This is a genomic window from Devosia sp. P1_H9 (genome assembly GCF_056405135.1).
Genome location: NZ_JBFUCQ010000002.1, coordinates 472038 through 491944, shown reverse-complemented (window position 1 = coordinate 491944; position 19907 = coordinate 472038). Strand labels below are relative to the sequence as shown.

The window sequence follows — 19907 nt, the reverse complement described above, 5'->3', positions numbered from 1 at the left end:
CGGCAATTTGTGGATTGGCGCGCCCAAGGGGAATCGAACCCCTGTTCCCGCCGTGAGAGGGCGGTGTCCTGACCGCTAGACGATGGGCGCGGAGGAACTCGTTTATCGGCGATGATCGCCTTACCGTCAACCACCGGCCCATGAGGGGAAAGTGGCGCGCCCTAGGGGAGTCGAACCCCTCTCTGCACCGTGAAAGGGTGCCGTCCTAACCGATAGACGAAGGGCGCCGCGGTGGCGTCCGTATAGGGAGGTTCATTCGGGCTGGCAAGTGCAAATTCCGCTCTTTTCGGAGCTTTCAGCAACCCGAGAAGGTGACGGGCTTCCTCCAGCCGCGCGGCCGGTCGCGCACATCCACGTGGATGAAGCCGTGCCCCGGGTAGCAGCCGAGACCGCCCACCTGGTCGTTACGCATGGCGAAGGCGATGAGGCTGCCCTTGCTGACGCCCGGGATGAAGAAGTCCACCGCCATGCAGCGCATGTGGTAGCTCGAGTCCTGGCCCCCGCCGATGATGTTGCGGATCGGATCGCGATAGCCGGAGTTGACGACGATCTTCTTGCCGAACCTGCGCTCGAACGAGGAAATCACCGATCGGAGCTTGGGCGAGATGCAGGAATTGTCGACGTCATCGGAGGAGAGGAACATCCCGGCGCGCTGCACGTAGCCGTTGTAGGAGGCGCTGCCGCCGCCACCCAGAAAGAAGCAGCCGCTCAGCAGCAGGGCGCTCGCGAGCACCGCAATCAGTCGTATCATCGTCACTTCCCCGGCCGCCGACGGGCGGTAAGAAAACGCCGACCCTTGCCCGGCCGGCGCTCGCGAGAAAGCTACAAAGTCTTGGCTAACCGTCAGCTAACTCAACTGGTTAGCAGAGGGTTACCTCAGGGGCTACCGAAGGGAACCCCGAAGCGACTACCAGGCGCCGGTGTTCGGCATCGACAGCCACGGCTCGGCCGGCGGGAGCGCGGCGCCTTCCTGCAGGATCTCGACCGAGATGTTGTCGGGAGAGCGGACGAACGCCATGCGGCCGTCGCGGGGAGGGCGGTTGATGGTGTAGCCGAGGTCCTGCATATGCTTGCAGAAGGCGTAGATGTCCGGGACCTCGTAGGCGAGGTGGCCGAAATTGCGCCCGCCGGTATAGACCTCGGGATCCCAGTTATAGGTGAGTTCGACCGGCGTCTCGTGCTGGCCCTTCGCTGCGAGGAAGATCAGCGTGTAGCGGCCTTTCTCGTTCTCGCTGCGCCGCACTTCCTCGAGCCCGAGCCCGTCGCGATAGAACCGGAGGCTGGCGTCGATGTCGGTGACCCGCACCATGGTGTGGAGATATTTCAACTCTGGTCCTCCCGGAAATGTCGTGGTTGCGGCTGCCGCAACGGGCAGTAGGCATATGCGAGTTCGGCGTCTCCCGTCCACTTTTCGCCGCGCATCGAAACAAACTTGAGTACAATACTCATATAATGTAGCACATCGGTCGCTGACGCATTTCAGAGTCTGGACCCGAACCATGCATACCCTATTCCATCTGCCGGTAATCGCCGCTGGCCTGGCCCTCGCTGCCATGAGCCCGGCCTACGCGCAGGTGAGTTTCCTCGATCATCGCGGTGTGAAGATCGAGCTCGACAAGCCCGCTGAGCGGATCGTCACCACCCACACCACCGGCGCCATCTCCGTGCTGGCGGTCGACGGCTCCGCGGCGCACCTCGCGGCCATGGCGGCCAAGACCAAGGACTCGCTGACCTCAGCGGTCTACGGCGAGATCATCCCCGGCCTGGCGGATATCCCGGCCTCCGCGGTGACCGAGGGCTTTGCCCCGAACGTCGAGGCGATCCTCGCGCTCAACCCGGACCTGGTGATTCAGTGGACCTCCGATCCCGAGCTGATCGAGCCGCTGGAGCGTGTTGGGCTCAAGGTGATGGGCTGGGATTGCTGCACCGAGCAGCAGCGCCGCGACTACCTGATGATGGCCGGCTATGCCACGGGCAAGATCGACCGGGCGGAGTCGATGCTGGCGATCCAGGACGCCTCTAACGCTGCGCTCAAGGAGAAGTTCGCGGCCACCGCTGCGGCTGACTACGTCAAAATCCTCGAAGTCGACCAGCTCGGCGACCAGATCCGCGTCGTCGCCAACTCGTCGCAGGACTACGCGCTATCGGGCGTGCAGAACCTCGCGGCCGATGGCACCGGCGAGTGGTGGCGCACCATCGATGCCGAGCAGTTCCTCGTCTGGAACCCCTCGGTCATCATCATCCCGGCCTGGGAGCCGGACCTGAAGCCGCAGGCCTTCTACGACAACCCGCTGCTCGCCAGCGTCGATGCCATCAAGAACAAGCGCGTCTACAAGGTGCCGGCCTTCAATGCCTCGCCTGACGCGCCGGAAGTCTACCTGACCGCCGTCTGGCTCGCCGCCATCACCTATCCGGAGGCCGCCGCCAGCAACTTCCGTGATGAAGTGGCCAAGGGCTACAAGGCGATCTACAGCGCCGACCTGACCGCCGCGCAGATCGACAAGCTGCTCGAACTCGAGGCCAATGCCGGGTCCGAAGGGTACAGCGCCAAGTTCGGCGGCTAAGAGATGACCGACACCGCCCACGCGGTGGTCGTTGCGGGGCGCGACAGGACGATGCCTGTCGCGCTCATCTGCCTGGCCCTGCTGATCCTGTTCGTCCTCTATTCGGTGACCATCGGCCGCTACGGTCTGACCGTCCCCGACGTCGCCGCCATCCTGATCGACAATGTCGTTCCTGTCGGGACCCCGAACTGGACCGCCGTGCAGGAGAGCGTGGTGGAGATGATCCGGCTGCCCCGCATCCTCGCGGCGGTGCTGGTCGGCTTCGGGCTCTCGGTTTCGGGCGCCGCGCTGCAGGGGCTGTTCCGCAATCCGCTGGTCGATCCCGGCATCGTCGGGGTCACGGCCGGCGCCGGCTTCGGCGGCACGCTGGCGATCCTCCTCGATATCGACGGGGCAGGGCTGCTGGCGCTGTCGTTCTTCTGCGGCATCGGCAGCGTCATCGCGGTGCGGGCGCTAGCGACGGTGAGGGGGCGAACCTCGATCCTCACCCTCGTTCTCGCCGGTGTCGTCGTTTCTGCCTTCTTCGAAGCCGCCATCTCGATCGCCAAGCTCCTCGCCGATCCGCACCAGAAGCTGCCGGCGATCACCTACTGGCTCATGGGCAGCCTCGCCTCCACCAGCTACTGGGATCTGTTGCTGCTCGGCATGGCCATCATCCCGGCGGCGCTGGTGATCTATCTGCTGCGCTTCCAGATCAACATCGTCTCGCTCGGCGAGGACAAGGCCCGCGCGCTCGGCTCTCCCGTGGCGCTGGTACAGTGGACCGTGCTCGTCGGCACCGCCTGCATCTCGGCTGGCGTGGTCGCCACCTCGGGCATGATCGGCTGGGTCGGGCTGATCGTGCCGCACGTGGCGCGCGTGCTGGTCGGCGCCGACCATCGCCGGTTGCTGCCGGTGGCCGGGCTGATCGGCGGCATCTACATGCTCGGCGTCGACAATGTAGCGCGCACCGCCAGCGTGGCGGAGATCCCGATCGGCATCATCACCGCGCTGGTTGGTGTTCCCGTGTTCGCCGTGATCCTCAGGCGCGTTCACAGCAAGGGCGGGTGGCGCGATGATTGAGGTCCACGACCTGGCGCTGCGGCGCGGCCCGAATCTCGTCGTCGACCGGCTGGGCTTCAGCATCGCCGGCGGCCGTATCCTCGGCATCCTTGGTCCCAACGGCGTCGGCAAGACCACGCTGCTGAACGCGCTGATCGGTACGCTGCGTCCGTCGCGCGGCACGGTCGGCGTCGCCGCTCGCATCGGCTACGTGCCGCAACTGTTCGATCTCGCCTTCGACTACACCGTCGCCGACGTGGTGCTGATGGGGCGGGCGCGGCAGATCGGCCTGCTCGGATCGCCGCGCAAGGCCGACTTCGAAGCGGTGGCACTGGAACTCGACCGGCTCGGCATTGCCGACCTCGCCGATCGCAAGTTCAACTCGCTTTCCGGCGGCCAGCGGCAACTTGCGATCATCGCCCAGGCGCTGGTGTCGGAGTGCAGCGTGCTGATCCTAGATGAGCCCTGCGCCGCGCTCGACTACCGCAACCAGGCGATCGTCATCCAACTGCTGGCCCAGTTGCGGGCCGAGCGTGGGCTGACCATCGTCTTCTCCACCCATGCCCCGCAGCACGCCCTCGACGTCGCCGACGACGTGCTGCTGCTGCGCGGGCCGGGGCGGTACGACTTCGGCCCGGCCGCCGACATGCTCACCGCTCCGCGCCTCTCCGAGCTCTACGGGCTGCCCGTGCTCGACGCGCACTTCACCGATAGCGGCGCCCGCACCTTCGTGCCGCGCTTCCTCGACCCAACCAACGGACTTTCACCGTGACGCACAAGAAGATCGCCTACCTGACCTGGGGCAATGCCTGCCAGATGCGCAGTTTCCAGGACTTTTCGGCGCTGCTCGATGACATGATCTATCTGGGCGATCTGCCGCGCCACGACCTTTCGAAATACGCAGCAGTCGTGGTGCCCGATGCGATGGACGACGCAGCGCTGAGGGCGCATGCGAAGCAGCTCAACGACTACGTCCGGCGGGGCGGCTTCCTGATCATCTTCGGCGGTGAGGCAACGGCCGAGATGATCGACGTGGTCCAGCTCAAATGGCAGCCGACCTTCGTCGAGGATTGGCTATGGTGGCAGAAGCCGGGCACGAAGCTCGAGCTGCACCAGCCCGAACCGCATCACCCGATCTGCGAGTCCATCCCGCTGCGCGACATGGGGTGGCACTGGAACGGCGTGTTCGAGCTCAACGACAGGGCGACCTCGGCGCTGAACCTCACCGACGACAGCGGCAGCCTGTTCCTAGACTTCCGCGACCTCCCCAACGGTGGGCGACTGATTGTCTCGACGCTCGATCCGCACCTCCACAATGGCGAGCGCTTCATGCCCGCCACCAAACGCTTCCTCGATGGCTTCTATCCCTGGCTGAACCGCGAGCTCGGCATCGTGCGGGAGCGCAATTTCCGCGTCACCTACCTCCAGTGCTTCCACCACGAGACCGAGTGGGAGCCGGAAGGGCTGGCCGATAGCATCGCCAACCAGGGCGGGATGCTCAGCTATCTGCCGGCCACCGAGCTGACGCCGGAGGCGCTCGAGGAAACCGACATCCTCTATATCCCCAACAACCAGGACCAGTTCCTGCTCCGGACCAAGCAGGACATCCTCCTGGCGTTCCTCGCCAGCGGGCGCCACCTCGTCATCAACTCGGAACCGTCGATAGCGTGGCTGCCATTCCTCACGCCGTTCACGGCCGTGCCGGGGCGTCCCTTCACCAACCTGCATGTACGGGTGCGGAACGACCCGCTCGGATTCTTCGCCGAAATGGACGAGCAGTTCGATGCCTGGTGCGGGGTGGTGGGCCAATATGCGCGCGGTTGGACCGAGGTGCCGCCGGGCGGCATCTGGCTGACCGATGTCGGCCCAGCCGAGGACCCGAAGCCAGCCGACTGGCTGTGGCGCTACCCCACCGACGACGGTCAGGGCGGCTATGTCTTCATGCACAACGGCGACAATATGATTCGCTACCCCGACCACGGCCCGCACACATTCGCGCTGGTGGCGCATATCTGCGCCAAACTGGCGGGGCGTTCGGTGATCAACCCGACGGTGCGACCCGGGCAGTTACCCATTCTTGCAACACTTGTTGGCAGTAATTCTTCACTTCCGGAGCCCGTTGCGAAAAACCCCTGACAAAATCGTAAACGCTTCTTAACTTCCCAAGCTGAATCGGACACAGTGTTTGCTGTGTGGCGTACCCCGACTAGCGGCGGGGCGAGTACGAAAAGGCTTGAGGGCATGGGGGCCAAATTTACAGCCGACGGTGACGAACCCGGGTACCGGTCCGACGAGACCAGCCCGCTCGGTCAGCACCCGGCGTCCGAACACGGCGGGGATACCAGCCTCGATGTTATTGAGGTGGTGGGCTCGATCAAGTGGTTCGACGTCGCCAAGGGTTTTGGCTTCATCGTCCCGGACGATGGGCGCCCGGACGTTCTCCTGCATGTGACCTGCCTGCGGCGCGATGGCTACCAGACCGCCTACGAAGGCTCCCGCATCGTCGTTGAAGCGCTGGCCCGCCCCGGTGGGCTGCAGGCCTTCCGCATCCTCTCGATGGACGACTCGACCGCCAAGCACCCGGCCCAGATGCCGGCGCCGCGCACCCACGTCACCGTGGAGCCGAGCAGCCGCCTCGAGCGGCTCGAGGTGAAGTGGTTCAACCGCATCCGTGGCTTCGGTTTCCTTTCCGCCGGCGACGGCGCTCCGGACATCTTCGTCCACATGGAAACCCTGCGCCGCTTCGGCATCACCGAACTGCGCCCCGGCCAGCACGTGCTGGTGCGCTACGGGCAGGGCCCCAAGGGCCTGATGGTTGCGGAGATCCGTCCCGACGGCTGGGGCGACGCTCCGTCCTCGCACTGACTTCTTGATCCTCCCCGCGTGGCGGGGGAGGGGCCGCCTTACTTCTCACTTTCGCCGGGCACCGTTTGCCTTCTCCCACAAGGGTAGAAGGCGATCATCTGCAGCACCGGTGTTTGCGAACCGCGGCCGCTCCGCTAAGCTGCGGGCAACTCAGACCAACCCCATGCTCTCCATGAACATCCTCCGGGCCCTGCACGGCGCATTTGTCGCCTTACTGCTTCTCACGCTCACCGCCTGTGCCGACGACAACCGGCTGGTGATCAAGTCGAAGAACGGCGATCACCCCTTCACCGTCGAGGTGGTCGATACGCCCGAGACGCGTGCCAAAGGGCTGATGTTCCGCGAATCTCTCGCACCTGATGCCGGCATGCTGTTCGACTTCAAGGAGACCCGCGAGGTCAGCTTCTGGATGAGCAATACGCTGATCCCGCTCGACATGGTGTTCATCACGCCCGAGGGGCTGGTCGCCAACATCCACGCCAACGCCCGCCCGCGCGACCTCACCTCGATCCCGTCGGACGGCCCGGTAATGTTTGTCCTCGAAATCCCCGGCGGCCGCGCCAAGGAACTCGGGATCGCGGCCGGAGACCTCGTCGTCCACGACCGGATCAAGAATGGCGCTAAAGCCGGCTGATCACCATGCAGTCGAGCACCGCGATGAGGTGCAGGCTGGCGCCGGCGACGACGAAGCTGTGCCACACCGCGTTGTGGAAGGTCAGCCGTTCCCACAGGTGGAAGATCAGCCCGACGCTGTAGCAGAGACCGCCCGCCACCAGCAGCCACAGGGCGGTGGAGGGCAGGTGCGAGGCCAGCGCCTGGAACACGAACACGCCGCTCCAGCCGATCCCGAGATAGAGCACGATCGCGCCGCGCCCGAAGCGGTGCGGCACGAACAGCTTCAGCGCCATTCCGGTCAGCGCCGCGCCCCAGATCAGCAGCCCGACCAGGATGCTCGACGGCGTCGCACCCAGCAGCACCAGGAACGGCGTGTAGGTACCGGCAATGAACAGGAAGATCGCCGCCTGATCGAGCCGAGCCAGCGTGCGCTTGGCGGGCGAGGCGATCGGACAGAGGTTGAAGGCGAGCGAGATGCTGAGCACCAGCAGCAGGCTGCCGACATAAAGCACCAGCGCCGGCAACTCGTTCGGCGCCGTCTCGTAGCCGGCGAACGCCAGCAGCACCGCCCCGAGCGCCACCGCCACGACGATGCCGATGCCATGCACCACCCCGTCGGCGATCAGCTCGGGCAGGGTGAAGGGGCGACCTCTGGTCCACCAGGTTCGGGCAATTGTCGTCTCGGTCGTCACGGCTCGTCGGGTCTCTCGCGCAAATAAGCTGTGACAATCCCGTCATCGGACTGTCACAGTCAACCTATTCCTTACCCTGTCGGCTTGACACGTAACGCAGTTGTTACAACTGTCCGCGCACCTCGTTGTTTCGGAAGACAAAATGAGTCTCGCCGACCTCTTTTCAGCTCTCGCCGACCCGACCCGCCTGCGCGTGCTCGAGATGCTGCACGACAAGCCGCGGCCCGTCCATGAGCTCGCCGGCGCCTTCGACATCAGCCGTCCGGCCATCTCGCGGCACCTCAGGGTGCTGAAGGAAGCGGGCCTTGTGAGGGAAGTGAAGCAGGGCCGCGAGAACCTCTATTCGTTCCAGCGCGACGAACTGAAAGCCGGCATCGCCTGGCTCGAGACGCACCAGCGCAAGGCGGGCAAGGGCAAGAAGGCCGTCGTGGCTGAAGTCGCCGCTGCCGTGGCCGAGGCTCCGGCCGCGATCGAAGTTCCCGTCATTGTCGCCGAGCCAATCGTACTACCGGAACCGGCACCAGTCGTGCCGGAGCCCGCGGCCGAGCCGATCGTCTTGGCCGAGCCGAAGGCTCCGGCCAAGCGGCGCACGGCCAAGCCGAAGGTCGCGGCCGAACCCGTCGCACCGCCACCGCCAAAGCAGGCCCCGCAGCTGTCGTTCTTCGACCTGTAGTCTGGGCCTACGGCCCGGGCACCAATTCGTCGATTCGCCGAGTCATGTAGTACCCGAGCAGCCCCGCCCACTCGCGCAGCGCCAGGTTGCTGACCGAGATGTTCTCGGTCGACTGATCCGGCTTGATCCGCACCCCCTCGGCGCCGCTGGCGAGATAGTCCGCGGGCCATGGCACGACGGCAAAATCGGCCCTGCGGAACAGCCCGACAGCACGCGGCATGTGGAAGGCGGAGGTGACCAGCAGCCAGGTCTGGCCCTCGGTCACCCCGGCGAGTTCCTTGGCATACTGGGCGTTTTCCTCGGTGTTCCGCGACTTGTCGTCCATCACGATGCGCTGGGGAGCAATCCCGAACGCCTCGAAGAATCGCTTGCCCGCCAGCGCCTCCGGTTCCTGCTGCACCAGCGCCGCCGGCCCGCCCGCGATGACGATCCTGGCATCTGGATGCCGCAGCGCCAGCCGCAACGTCTCGACGAAGCGGTCGCCCGAGCGGTTGAGTTCGTATCCGCCGCGCACCGAGTTCACCTCGCCATCCATGCCACCGCCCAGCACCACGATGCCATCGATCCGCGCTGGCTCCGCCGGCCGCACGAAGCGCTGCTCGAGCGGCGTGATCAGCAGGTAGCCGAAGGTGGTGAAGCTGAACACGAACAGCAGGAGCGCCGCCAATCCGACCAGTACCCGGGCAGGCCACCGCCGCTTCAGCCAGCTCAGCAGCAACCCGGCGACGAGCAGCAGCACGACCAGCGACAACGGCTGCACCAGCAGCCAGAAGATGCGCGTGATATAAGGAAACAAGGCAGGGTCCTCGCGTGTTGGCGCACCCTGCCACCGCGCCCGGGAATCGGCAAACCCGAGGCCTGACAATCCGGCCCGATTGCGCTACACCCGCGCCACGGCCTCGTAGCTCAGGGGATAGAGCAGCAGCCTTCTAAGCTGTTGGTCGCAGGTTCGAATCCTGCCGAGGTCGCCACCATAGTTCATCCGGCGCAGCCGGTCAGGCAGCGCTTGTGTTGGCTTGTCGAACACGTCGCCTTGTTCGCTCTGCCTTCCAGCAGTTTTTACCAGCGGAAACAGTGGCGTACGGACTTTAGTCCCCATTGTGACAGGCACGCAGGTTGCCTCTTATTGGTCTACCCCGGTCACGCGTCCACCACCCGCGGCCCGGGCGGGTCGGATGCTGTTCCCTCTCGAGGGACGGCATCCGGCTCGGTCTATCAGTGCTTGCGCCAGACCTGCACGTCCTCGTCGGCCACCAGCCGCAATCCGTCGCTGTTCTCGACATAGACCGAGGCGTCCTCCCCGAGCGCGCGCAGCATTCTTGCCGCAAACAATGCGTCGGAAATCGCCTCGTCACGCTGCGTGTAAGGGCGGGGGCCGGCTGAGCTATCGAGATCGTGTCCGGGGCTGGCGATCCGCCAGCCCGCGCCGTCATGCCGCACAAGTATCCTGACCGTCGTCATGCAACGCCTCCGCTCGGCCCTGAACGCGCGAATCCCCGCACGGGTTGCTACGCCGCGATCACGGCAGCAACAGGACCGGACATAAGCACAGCTCGAGTGAGGCCCGCGTTACGGCTTGAACCCGCGCCCCAACAGCAGTTGGTAGGTCGAGAGCGGATAGCCGAACCGTGTGGTGGTCACCGGTCCCAGGTCCTCGACGCTGTCGAAACGGTGGGCGAAACGCTCGGGAGACGCCTTGCCCGGCACCACGATGATCGCAGTCTTGCCCGCGTCCGCGTGGCCTTCGCGCCAGAGCCGCAACTGGCTGTGGCCGCCTTCGAACGAGACGAGGTTGTCATCGGTACCCAGCCCGAAGGCGAGCCGTGACGAGTGGGTGTAGCCGGTCGACCCGATCAGTTCGGCGCCATACTGCTCGGCTGCGCGCCTTGCCGCGGCGGCCACCTGATCCTGGCCGAAGGTGATCGTTGCCTCCCCGTCGCTCATGTGCACCAGCTGGGTCGGAATTGGCGCACCCAGATAGTAGACGGTGGCAAGAACGGCAAACAGCGCTCCCCATCCCAGATGCAGCCGGATGGTCCAGCGCGAGCGGACATAAAGCGGCGCAACCAACAGGAACGGCAGGAAGCTGAGCACCATCCAGTGCGGGCTCACCTGCCGGCTGATCGCACCCCAACCCGCCATCGGCAGGAAGCACAGCGTTGAAATCAGCGCCGTACCCCGCGCGATCAGCAGATACCCCTTCTGCGGCCCATCCGGCAGCTTGCCGAAGAGGAAGCGGCTGAAGGCGGGGATCAGGAACGGCGAGAAAATGAGCACGCAGAAGATGATCAGCCGCACCAGCGTAAACGGCGTGAACAGGTCGGCGTCCGTCTGCATCCGATCGACGGCGTGAAGCTCGAGGCTGGCGAAGCGGTGCTGCCAGTTCCAGAGCAGCACCGGCAGCGTCATCACCAGCGTCAGCGCGCCAGCCAGATAGAGATGCGGGGAGCGGAAGACGCGCCGAAGTCCCGGTTCGGCGATCAGCACGGCCAGCATGCCGGCCGCAACGATCACCGCATTGTACTTGCTCAGCGCGGCGAGGCCCATGAACAGCGCCCCAAGATAGAGGTGCAGCACGCGTTCGTTGCCCTGGAGGACGCCGCCGAGATACCGCCCCATCTGGAACAGGCTGAGGGCGGAAAAGCAGATCAGCAGGTGGTCGGGATAGTTGAGGGTGCTGAGCACGTCGAGCAGCGGCGAAGCGCTGTAGATTGCCAGCGTCAGCCAGAAGAAGCGCTGCGGATCCTCGGGCGCCAGCCAGCGCGAGGCGCGGTGGATGCCGTAGGCCAGCACGAACGACGTGACGACCGGAGCGAAATGGAGACCGGCGGGCGTCCAGCCCAGCAACAGCCTGCCGATAGCCGAGGTCCAGCCGACCATCGGGGCATGGTCGAAATACGACAACTGCAGGTGGCCGCCCCAGAGCCAGTAGTACGCCTCGTCGCCATTGGGCGGAACGACCACGGCGTAAGCCAGCCTCAACAGCAGGAAGCCGGCGACAGCGAGCTGCAGCAACAGTAGATCGCGGCGCGGCATGCTTGTTGCCGTTGCCCCAATGTCGGTATTCGCGTCCAGAACCACGTTGCGCCTCAAGCTGCTCCGGGCCTGTACTATACGGTACATTGAAAAAGAAAAGCCGTGGCGGCAGTCGCGGCCCTAGATCGCCCGGGTGCTCTCCCGCACCACCAGATCGGAGGTGAGCACCACGTGGATCGGCTCGTCCTCCGGCACCACTCCCTCGATGATGTCGATCAGCGAGCGGGTCGCCATCCGCCCGATATCCTCGCGCGGCTGGCGCATGGTGGTCAGCGGCGGGTCGAAGAAGCGTGCCACCGCGATATCGTCGAAGCCGATCACCGAGATGTCGCGCGGGCAGTCTATGCCATCGAGGCGCAGCCGATGAATCAGCCCAAGCGCCATCTCGTCGTTGCCGCAGAACACCGCCGTCGGCAGTTCCCCGCTGGCGAGGAAGTGCTCGGCCGCCTCGGTGCCCGATTCCATGTTGTAGGTGCCCGGGAACAGCCATTCCTCGCGGACCGCTAGCCCTGCCTCCTGCATCGCCTCGGTGAAGCCGATGAAGCGCTCGTTGGTCGATTGGTTGCGCGACGGGCCGATCACGTGGCCGATGCGCGTATGGCCGAGCTCGAGCAGGTACTTGAGCGCCCGCTTGGCAGCGAGCCGGTTGTCGGTGATCACCGAGTGGACTTTCGGGTCCGGAATCTCGTCATAGGCGGCGACTAGGGGCAGGGCGACGCCATCGTCGCGCAGCCCGTGCAGCCGGTTGGTGTCGAGCGAGCCGTCGAACAGCAGCAACCCGTCGGCGCGGTTGGAGAGCAGGTAGTCGCTGAGCCAGCGGTTGGGATCGTCGCCGATCCGGCTCGCCACCAGCACGCTGTAGCCGCGTGCCGACGCCTCGCGGATCACCGCGTCCACGATCGTCGAATAGAATGGGTTGCCGATATTGGGGGCCGCCATCAGAATCGTCCGCGCCGCCTTCAGGCGCAGCGAACGGGCTGCCTGGTTCATCGTGTAGCCGGTCTCGCGCACTGCGGCATGCACCCGCTCGCGCGTCGTTTCAGACACCCGCTCGGGCGAACTGAGGACACGGCTCACGGTTGCTGCCGACACGCTTGCGTGACGGGCAACGTCTTGAATTGTCGGTGTTCTTCTTGTCGGAACCATTGGTTCGCAGCGCTCCCTCACCGCTGCTCACACGTCCTGTCTAGATCGACCTTGACAGCCGCGCAAGGAATGTCTGAAACTCCTGAAATCGATTGCATTGATCTTGTTCAAAGGATTGTGTAATCGATTACACGCAGTCAGCTCCGGAGGCTACCCCGTTAGAGGGACCCCTGTGCGGCTGGCGCTAATTTCGCGAGGGGCGTTCTGCTCCTGGGTGAACGTTGGGAGGACTACATTATGAAGTCAGTCGTGTCGGTGGTGGCCCTGGTGGCTGCCGCCCTGCTTGGCAGCACCGCGGTGCGCGCTGCGGACGTCGAAGTCATTCACTGGTGGACGTCGGGTGGCGAACAGGCCGCCGTGTCGGTGTTCGCCCGAGAGTTCGACGCCCTGGGCGGCGACAAGTGGGTCGATACTGCTATCGCCGGCGGCGAAAACGCCCGCTCGGCCACGCTGCAGCGCATTCTCGGTGGCGATCCCCCGGGTGCGGCGCAGTTCAACCCCGGCCGTCAGTACGAAGAACTGATCGCCGGCAACATGCTGCTGGATCTCACCGATCTTGCAACCAAGGAAAACTGGGCTGGCTTCATCCGTCCGGCGTCCATCTCCGAGGCTTGCCTCGTTGACGGCCACTGGTGGTGCGTGCCGGTGAACATCCACTCCTGGAACTGGGCCTGGGCCTCGATCCCGGCGTTCGAGAAGGCCGGCGTGCCGCTCCCGACCAGCTTCGACGACTTCCTCGCGGAAGCCCCGAAGCTCAAGGAAGCCGGCATCATCCCGTTCGCCATCGGCGGCGAAAGCTGGCAGATCAACGGCGCGTTCGGCGTGCTGCAGACCTCGCTCCTCGGCCTCGACAAGCGTGAGAAGATCCTGAAGGACAAAGACCTCGAGCTGGCCAAGGCAGAGATGCCCGCCGTGTTCGAGAAGTTCCGTCAGTTCAAGCAGTTCTCCGATGAAGGCTCGGCAAACCGCAACTGGAACGACACGACCAATCTCGTCGTGACCGACCAGGCGGCCCTGCAGGTCATGGGCGACTGGGCCCGTGGCGAGTTCGGCGTCGCCGGCGAGAAGGCCGGTGTCGACTACGCTTGCCTCGCGCTCCCGATCGACCACCCGACGGTGTCCACCGGCGGCGACATCTTCCTGTTCCCCAAGCAGGCCGATCCTGCTGTTGAAGCGGCGCAGCTGAAGATGGCGTCCATGATGGTCAACCCGCAGGTCCAGGCGCTGTTCAACAACGCCAAGGGCTCCATGCCGATCCGCGACGACGTCGATATGTCGCTCGCTGATGATTGCATGAAGAAGGGCCTCGAGATCATCAAGGATCCGGCCAACATTGCCCCGGATGCGGGGCGCTGGCAGTCGAACGACACCACCGGCCAGATGAACGACCTCGTTGCCCAGTGCCAAAAGCACCGCCCGGCTCTTTTTTCGGCGTATCCGGGTGGGCAGGGATCCGGGGCCGGTTGTCTCAACAACGCGGGGAGTAACCATGACCCAGATCGCCGAACCAGGCGAACGCGCGGCCACTGGTTTTGCCGGTACGGCAGCGGAGCGCAAACCGCGCACGCGCAGGAAATTCAACATTCAGTCAGTGCTGGGCACGACACCGATGATCGTTACGGCGGTCGGTGTGTTCGTGATCTGCATCATCTTTTCGATCATCTGGTCGTTCACGAACTCCAAGGTCTTCCCGAACTTCAATTTCGTCGGGCTGGCCCAGTATGAGCGCCTGTGGCGCACCGACCGGTGGATCATCTCGGTCCAGAACGTCCTCATCTTCGGCGTGCTGTCGATCGGCGTCGGTATGGTGGTGGGCTACCTGCTCGCGGTTTTCATGGACCAGCGCATCAAGCAGGAAGACCTGTTCCGCTCGATCTTCCTCTATCCGTTCGCCATGTCGCTGGTGGTTACCGGCCTCGTCTGGCAGTGGATGTTCGACCCCAACCTCGGCATCCAGGAGTCGGTCCGCCAGCTCGGCTGGACCAGTTTCGAGTTTGCCCCGCTGGTGAAGCAGGAGACGGCACTCTACGGCATCGTGCTCGGCGGCCTGTGGAACGGCGTCGGCGTCACCATGGCGATCATGCTGGCGGGCCTCCGCGGCGTTGACTCCGAGATCTGGAAAGCCGCCAAGGTCGACGGCATCCCGACCTGGAAGACCTACCTGTTCATCGTATTGCCGATGATGCGGGGCGCCATCGCCACCGCCTTCATCCTGCAGTGTACCGGCGTGGTGCGTGTCTTCGACATCGTCATCGCCATGACCCAGGGCGGTCCGGGCGTCTCGACCCAGATGCCTGCCATCTATGTCATCCAGCACATCACCGATCGCGCCAATGTGGGGCAGGGCATGGCCGCTGCCACCATGATGCTCGTGCCCGTCGTCGTGCTCATCGGCGCCCAGTACTTCCTGCAATGGAACGCCGGCCGCAAGTCGAGGAAGGCCGCATGACCACCGAAGCCATCTCCGGCGGTATCTCCGCCAGCCCCGCTGCCGTAACCGGTCCGCGTGGCCCCAAGCCCAAGCACCTCACCATCGGCCGTGTCGGCGTCTATGCCTTCCTGATCATGGCGGCCATCTTCTTCCTGCTGCCGCTCTGGGTGATGATCGTCACCTCGCTGAAGACGCTGCCGGAGATCCGTCAGGGGCACCTGTTCAACTGGCCGGCGCTGCTGAGCTTCGATCCCTGGCTGAAGGCCTGGGATACCGCCTGTACAGGCCGCGATTGCGATGGCCTGAAGCCGGGCTTCTGGAACTCGGTGAAGATCACCGCGCTCTCTGTGCCGGTGTCGATCGTCATTGCCATGATCAACGGCTATGCCCTGAGCTTCTGGAAGTACAAGGGTTCCGAACTGCTGTTCGGCATCCTGATCTTCGGCGCCTTCGTGCCCTACCAGGTGGTGATCTACCCGCTGATCATCGGGCTGCGCGAAATGCATCTGTTCGCCACGCTCCCGGGCATCGTGATCGTCCACACCATCTTCGGCATGCCGATCCTGACGCTGCTCTACCGCAACTTCTTCGCCTCGCTGCCGATCGAGCTGTTCAAGGCCGGCCGGGTCGACGGGGCAGGGTTCTGGGGCATCTTCTTGCGCATCATGCTGCCGATGTCGGTGCCGATCACCATCGTCGCCGTCATCCTGCAGGTCACCGGCATCTGGAACGACTTCCTGTTCGGCACCGTCTTCGCCGGCCGCGAGAACATGCCGATGACGGTGCAGCTCAACAACATCGTCACCACGACGACCGGCGTCCGCGAATACAACGTGAACATGGCCGCGACCATTCTCACGGCAGCGGTTCCGCTGGTGGTCTATTTCATCTCGGGTAAATGGTTCGTCCGCGGCATCGCCGCCGGTGCGGTGAAGGGGTAAAGCTCCATGTCGTCTAGCGTTTCCATCAAGGATCTCAGCCTCAACTTCGGCCACGTGAAGGTGCTCGAGTCGCTCGATCTCGAAGTCGCCCAGGGCGAGTTCATCGTCCTGCTCGGGCCTTCGGGTTGCGGCAAGTCCACGCTGCTCAACTGCATCGCCGGCCTGCTCGATGTGTCCGACGGGCAGATCTTCATCTCCGGCAAGAACGTCACCTGGGACGAGCCCAAGGACCGCGGCATCGGCATGGTGTTCCAGTCCTACGCGCTCTACCCGCAGATGACGGTGGAGAAGAACCTCAGCTTCGGCCTGCGCGTCGCCCGCATGCCCAAGGCCGAGGTCGATGCCCGCGTGAAGCGCGCCTCGGAAATCCTGCAGATCGAGCCGCTGCTGCAGCGGAAGCCCGTCGAGCTTTCGGGCGGCCAGCGCCAGCGCGTCGCCATCGGCCGCGCCCTGGTGCGCGACGTGGACGTGTTCCTCTTCGATGAGCCGCTGTCGAACCTCGACGCCAAGCTCCGCAACGACCTCCGCGTTGAGATCAAGCGGCTGCATGCGCGGCTGAAGAACACCATGATCTACGTGACGCACGATCAGATCGAGGCCATGACCCTCGCCGATCGCATCGCCATCATGAAGAACGGCGTGATCCAGCAGCTGGCCGACCCGCACACCATCTACAACAAGCCGGTCAACCTGTTCGTCGCCGGCTTCATCGGCTCCCCCTCGATGAACTTCATCAAGGGCGATCTCGCCGGCTCGACCCTCAGCGTCGATGGCCAGGCCAACATCCCGCTCACCAACTACCAGTTCGCCAACCAGACCAACGGTGCGTCGATCCTGGGCATCCGCCCCGAACATATCGCCGTCGGCGAGGACGCGCGGAAGATGCCGGTGCAGATGGAATCGGAGATCGAGATCGTCGAGCCGATGGGCGCCGACACCGTCGCCTGGACCAAGATCGCCGGTCAGTCGCTCACCTTCCGCGCCGCCGCCGAAGTGCATCTCGAGCCGGGCCAGAAGGTCCTGATCGGCTTCGATCCGGGCCGTGGTTCCGTCTTCAACGCAGCGAGCGGCAACCGCATCTGACCATTCGGCTCATCCACCTTACCGACCGCGTAGCCGCGCGCCGGTAGGGATGTTACGAGCCCACCAAAAGCAGCACTGCGCCGCCCCGGCAACGACCGGGGCGGAGGCTTTACTGGAGGAGATTACTGTTGGACTTTTCATTCCAGCTCTATAGCGCGCGGAATTTCCCGCCGCTGGACGGCGTGCTCGGCCGCCTCGCCAAGCTCGGCTACAGGCAGGTCGAGGGCTTTGGCGGCCTCTATGCCGAGGCCGACAGCCTCGCCGCCTCGCTCAAGCAGCACGGCCTCACCATGCCGACCGGCCATTTCGGCCTCGCGCAGCTCAAGGACACCGAGGCCGCGCTGAAGACCGCCGAGACGCTTGGCATGAAGTTCCTCTACTGCCCGGCCATCCCCAAGGAAGAGCGCGACGGCCAGCCCGACAGCAAGTGGGTCGAGCTCGGTGAAACCCTCGCCAAGCTCGGCGAGACCTTCCGCAAGCGCGGCTTCGGCTTTGGCTGGCACAACCACGATTTCGAGTTCCGCCCCACCGCGAGCGGCAAGCTGCCGATGGATATCATCCTCGACACCGCCGGGAACAACGATTGGGAAATGGACGTCGCCTGGGTGGTGAAGGGCGGCCAGGATCCGATCGAGTGGATCAAGAAACACGGCCGCCGCATCAACGCCGTGCACGTCAAGGACGTCGCTCCCGCCGGCGAAAACGCCAACGAGGATGGCTGGGCCGATGTCGGCCACGGCACCCTCGACTGGCAGGCACTTTCGGCAGCCGTCAAAGCCCACACCAACGCCCGCTACTGGGTGATGGAACACGACAACCCCGCCGACGTCGACCGCTTCGCATCCCGTTCGATCGCCGCCGTCAACGCCTGGAAGTGAAAGAGGCCATAATGAATATCGGTTTTCAGCTGTTCAGCGCCCGCAACTACCCGCTCGCGGACGTGCTCAAGAAGGTGGCCGCGCTCGGCTACTCCCATGTCGAGGGCTACGGTTCGCTCTATACCGACCCGGCCGCGCTGAAGGCGCAGCTCGACGCCAACGGCCTCACCATGCCGACCGCCCATATCAGCCTTGGCGACCTCGAGGATACATCGAAGACCCTGAAGCTCGCCGAGACGCTGGGCATCAAGGTCGTGGTCTGCCCCTGGCTCGCCCAGGCTGACCGCCCGACCTCGGCCGATGGCTGGAAGACCTTCGGCGACAAGCTGCAGAAGATCGGCAAGCCGTTCCAGGATGCCGGCCTCACCTTCGGCTACCATAACCACGACTTCGAGTTCGCCACCTACGACGGCCAGTACGCCATGGACCTGCTGCTCGAAGCCGCCCCGGCCGTGAACGTCGAAGCCGACGTCGCCTGGATCGTCCGCGGCAAGGCGGACCCCGCGACCTGGCTGCCGAAGTTCGGCGACCGGATCGTCGCCATCCACGTCAAGGACATCGCCCCCGCCGGCCAGAACGCCGATGAAGATGGCTGGGCCGATGCCGGCCAGGGCGTTGTGCCGTGGAAGACCCTGTGGCCGATCGTCCGTAATCAGACCAAGGCGGCGTACTTCATCGCCGAACACGACAATCCCAACGACATCGACCGCTTCGCCTCGCGCTCGATCGCGTTCATCAAGTCCCTCGGAGCCTAAGATCATGGCAAAGACCTATGGCGTCGGCATCATGGGCGCCGGCAACATCTCGGCCGCCTATCTCCGCCTCGCGCCGCTGTTCAAGAACCTCGAAGTCCGCGCCATCGCCGACATCCTCCCCGAGGCCGCCAAAAAGCGCGCGGAGGAGTACAAGGTCGCGGCGCAGACCCCGGACGAGCTGCTGAAGAACTCCGAGATCGACGTGGTCGTGAACCTCACGATCCCGGCGACCCACTTCTCGATCACCAAGGACATCCTCTCGGCCGGCAAGCACGCCTATTCCGAGAAGCCGTTCGTCCTGAGCGTCGAAGAGGGCATCCAGATCAAGGCGCTTGCCGAAGAGCACAAGCTCAAGGTCGGCTCGGCTCCCGACACCTTCCTCGGTGGCGCGCATCAGCAGGCCCGCTCGATCATCGACAGCGGCAAGGTCGGCAAGATCGCGTCCGGCACCATGCACGTGATGAGCCGCGGCATGGAGCACTGGCACCCCAATCCGGACTTCTTCTTCCAGCCGGGCGGCGGTCCCATCCTTGACATGGGCCCGTACTACATCACGGACCTCATCAGCCTCATCGGGCCGATCAAGCGCGTCACCGCCTTCACCAGCAAGGCGCGCGAAGAGCGTGAGGTCACCACCGAGGGCTCGCCGTTCAAGGGCACCAAGGTCAAGGTCAACACCCCGACCACGATCAACGCCATCCTCGAGTTCCACTCGGGCGCCCAGGTTACGCTCGGCGCGAGCTGGGACGTCTCGAGCCATGGCCACCACAATATCGAGCTCTACGGCACTGAAGGCTCGGTCTACGTGCCCGACCCGAACTTCTTCAACGGCGACGTCACGATCACCGATCGCGCCGGCACCAAGGAGAAGGTCACTCCCTGGGACCATCCCTTCGGCGTCGCCAACCAGGATCTCGACAAGCCCAACCCGCGCGCCAACTACCGCAATGCCGGCCTCGCCGACATGATGGACTCGATCGATACCGGCAAGGCCGCCCGCTGCGGCCTCGACGTGGCGCTGCACGCCATCGACGTCATGACCTCGATCCTGCGCGCCGGCGAAACCGGCCAGGTCATTACCCTGCAGACCACCTGCGAACGCCCGGCCGCCCTCGGCATCGAAGAGGCCCGCGCCCTGCTGCGCTGAGGCCAGAGCAAAGGATAAGGCAGGGGCCCGGGCAAATGCT

The 19907-nt window shown here is 64.8% G+C and carries 21 protein-coding genes and 3 tRNA genes; 15 read left to right on the top strand and 9 right to left on the bottom strand.

The window, feature by feature from the left end; translation table 11 throughout:
• Positions 1-15: 15 nt before the first annotated feature.
• The 4 genes from AC1DYL_RS05645 to AC1DYL_RS05630 form a co-directional block, all read right to left on the bottom strand.
• Positions 16-90, bottom strand: a tRNA-Glu gene (locus tag AC1DYL_RS05645).
• Positions 91-152: 62 nt separating this feature from the next.
• A tRNA-Glu gene (locus AC1DYL_RS05640) sits at positions 153-227 on the bottom strand.
• Between the two features lie 68 nt (positions 228-295).
• Positions 296-751 (bottom strand): YcbK family protein, encoded by a 456-nt coding sequence (locus AC1DYL_RS05635; protein ID WP_477157525.1) that lies wholly within the window; start codon positions 749-751, stop codon positions 296-298.
• Positions 752-907: 156 nt separating this feature from the next.
• Complete coding sequence (locus tag AC1DYL_RS05630) at positions 908-1327, bottom strand: VOC family protein (protein ID WP_477157526.1); 420 nt, start codon at positions 1325-1327, stop codon at positions 908-910.
• Positions 1328-1499: 172 nt separating this feature from the next.
• Here AC1DYL_RS05630 and AC1DYL_RS05625 point away from each other — a divergent pair, with 172 nt between their 5' ends.
• The 6 genes from AC1DYL_RS05625 (at position 1500) to AC1DYL_RS05600 (ending at position 7104) form a co-directional block, all read left to right on the top strand.
• Positions 1500-2564, top strand: a complete 1065-nt coding sequence (locus tag AC1DYL_RS05625; protein WP_477172357.1) for an ABC transporter substrate-binding protein — start codon at positions 1500-1502, stop codon at positions 2562-2564.
• 3 nt (positions 2565-2567) lie between these two features.
• Entirely contained in the window at positions 2568-3626 is a 1059-nt protein-coding gene (locus AC1DYL_RS05620) for a FecCD family ABC transporter permease (RefSeq protein ID WP_477172356.1), read from the top strand.
• Positions 3619-4377, top strand: coding sequence for an ABC transporter ATP-binding protein (locus tag AC1DYL_RS05615; protein WP_477172355.1), 759 nt, complete (start codon positions 3619-3621; stop codon positions 4375-4377). The genes AC1DYL_RS05620 and AC1DYL_RS05615 overlap by 8 nt, the downstream gene beginning before the upstream one ends.
• The gene (locus AC1DYL_RS05610) at positions 4374-5741 is read left to right on the top strand and encodes a hypothetical protein (RefSeq protein WP_477172354.1); all 1368 of its coding nucleotides are present in this window, start codon (positions 4374-4376) and stop codon (positions 5739-5741) included. Before AC1DYL_RS05615 ends, AC1DYL_RS05610 begins: the two co-directional genes overlap by 4 nt.
• 105 nt (positions 5742-5846) lie before the next feature.
• Entirely contained in the window at positions 5847-6470 is a 624-nt protein-coding gene (locus tag AC1DYL_RS05605; RefSeq protein WP_477151113.1) for a cold-shock protein, read from the top strand.
• Between the two features lie 163 nt (positions 6471-6633).
• Positions 6634-7104, top strand: coding sequence for a DUF192 domain-containing protein (locus tag AC1DYL_RS05600; RefSeq protein ID WP_477172353.1), 471 nt, complete (start codon positions 6634-6636; stop codon positions 7102-7104).
• Here the strand turns inward: AC1DYL_RS05600 and trhA are convergent.
• Positions 7091-7777 carry a PAQR family membrane homeostasis protein TrhA gene (trhA, locus tag AC1DYL_RS05595; RefSeq protein ID WP_477151111.1) on the bottom strand — a complete coding sequence of 229 codons (687 nt, stop codon included), beginning with the start codon at positions 7775-7777 and terminating at the stop codon, positions 7091-7093. The two genes, AC1DYL_RS05600 and trhA, sit on opposite strands and share 14 nt — an antisense overlap.
• A 142-nt stretch (positions 7778-7919) precedes the next feature.
• Here trhA and AC1DYL_RS05590 point away from each other — a divergent pair, with 142 nt between their 5' ends.
• Positions 7920-8450: an ArsR/SmtB family transcription factor gene (locus AC1DYL_RS05590; protein WP_477172352.1), complete on the top strand. Its 531-nt coding sequence runs from the start codon at positions 7920-7922 to the stop codon at positions 8448-8450.
• A 7-nt stretch (positions 8451-8457) separates the two neighbouring features.
• On the opposite strand, the gene AC1DYL_RS05585 is transcribed toward AC1DYL_RS05590, so the two are convergent.
• Positions 8458-9246 carry a YdcF family protein gene (locus AC1DYL_RS05585; RefSeq protein WP_477172351.1) on the bottom strand — a complete coding sequence of 263 codons (789 nt, stop codon included), beginning with the start codon at positions 9244-9246 and terminating at the stop codon, positions 8458-8460.
• Positions 9247-9345: 99 nt separating this feature from the next.
• Here AC1DYL_RS05585 and AC1DYL_RS05580 point away from each other — a divergent pair.
• A tRNA-Arg gene (locus tag AC1DYL_RS05580) sits at positions 9346-9421 on the top strand.
• A gap of 244 nt (positions 9422-9665) precedes the next feature.
• Here AC1DYL_RS05580 and AC1DYL_RS05575 read toward each other — a convergent pair.
• From AC1DYL_RS05575 to AC1DYL_RS05565, 3 genes are all read right to left on the bottom strand, one after another.
• Positions 9666-9911 carry a hypothetical protein gene (locus AC1DYL_RS05575; protein WP_477151109.1) on the bottom strand — a complete coding sequence of 82 codons (246 nt, stop codon included), beginning with the start codon at positions 9909-9911 and terminating at the stop codon, positions 9666-9668.
• Positions 9912-10019: 108 nt separating this feature from the next.
• On the bottom strand, positions 10020-11486 hold the full coding sequence (locus AC1DYL_RS05570; protein ID WP_477172350.1) for an ArnT family glycosyltransferase: 1467 nt from the start codon (positions 11484-11486) through the stop codon (positions 10020-10022).
• Between the two features lie 120 nt (positions 11487-11606).
• Positions 11607-12632 (bottom strand): LacI family DNA-binding transcriptional regulator, encoded by a 1026-nt coding sequence (locus AC1DYL_RS05565; protein ID WP_477151107.1) that lies wholly within the window; start codon positions 12630-12632, stop codon positions 11607-11609.
• Positions 12633-12881: 249 nt separating this feature from the next.
• Here AC1DYL_RS05565 and AC1DYL_RS05560 point away from each other — a divergent pair, with 249 nt between their 5' ends.
• From AC1DYL_RS05560 to AC1DYL_RS05530, 7 genes are all read left to right on the top strand, one after another.
• Positions 12882-14357, top strand: coding sequence for an ABC transporter substrate-binding protein (locus tag AC1DYL_RS05560; protein ID WP_477172349.1), 1476 nt, complete (start codon positions 12882-12884; stop codon positions 14355-14357).
• Complete coding sequence (locus tag AC1DYL_RS05555) at positions 14242-15081, top strand: carbohydrate ABC transporter permease (protein WP_477172348.1); 840 nt, start codon at positions 14242-14244, stop codon at positions 15079-15081. Before AC1DYL_RS05560 ends, AC1DYL_RS05555 begins: the two co-directional genes overlap by 116 nt.
• Positions 15078-16004: a carbohydrate ABC transporter permease gene (locus AC1DYL_RS05550; RefSeq protein ID WP_477151104.1), complete on the top strand. Its 927-nt coding sequence runs from the start codon at positions 15078-15080 to the stop codon at positions 16002-16004. The genes AC1DYL_RS05555 and AC1DYL_RS05550 overlap by 4 nt, the downstream gene beginning before the upstream one ends.
• A 6-nt stretch (positions 16005-16010) precedes the next feature.
• Positions 16011-17087, top strand: coding sequence for an ABC transporter ATP-binding protein (locus AC1DYL_RS05545; protein WP_477172347.1), 1077 nt, complete (start codon positions 16011-16013; stop codon positions 17085-17087).
• A 125-nt stretch (positions 17088-17212) separates the two neighbouring features.
• Complete coding sequence (locus tag AC1DYL_RS05540; protein ID WP_477151211.1) at positions 17213-17965, top strand: sugar phosphate isomerase/epimerase family protein; 753 nt, start codon at positions 17213-17215, stop codon at positions 17963-17965.
• 8 nt (positions 17966-17973) lie between these two features.
• Positions 17974-18720: a sugar phosphate isomerase/epimerase family protein gene (locus tag AC1DYL_RS05535; RefSeq protein ID WP_477157566.1), complete on the top strand. Its 747-nt coding sequence runs from the start codon at positions 17974-17976 to the stop codon at positions 18718-18720.
• 4 nt (positions 18721-18724) lie between these two features.
• Positions 18725-19867, top strand: a complete 1143-nt coding sequence (locus AC1DYL_RS05530) for a Gfo/Idh/MocA family protein (protein ID WP_477172346.1) — start codon at positions 18725-18727, stop codon at positions 19865-19867.
• Positions 19868-19907 lie beyond the last annotated feature (40 nt).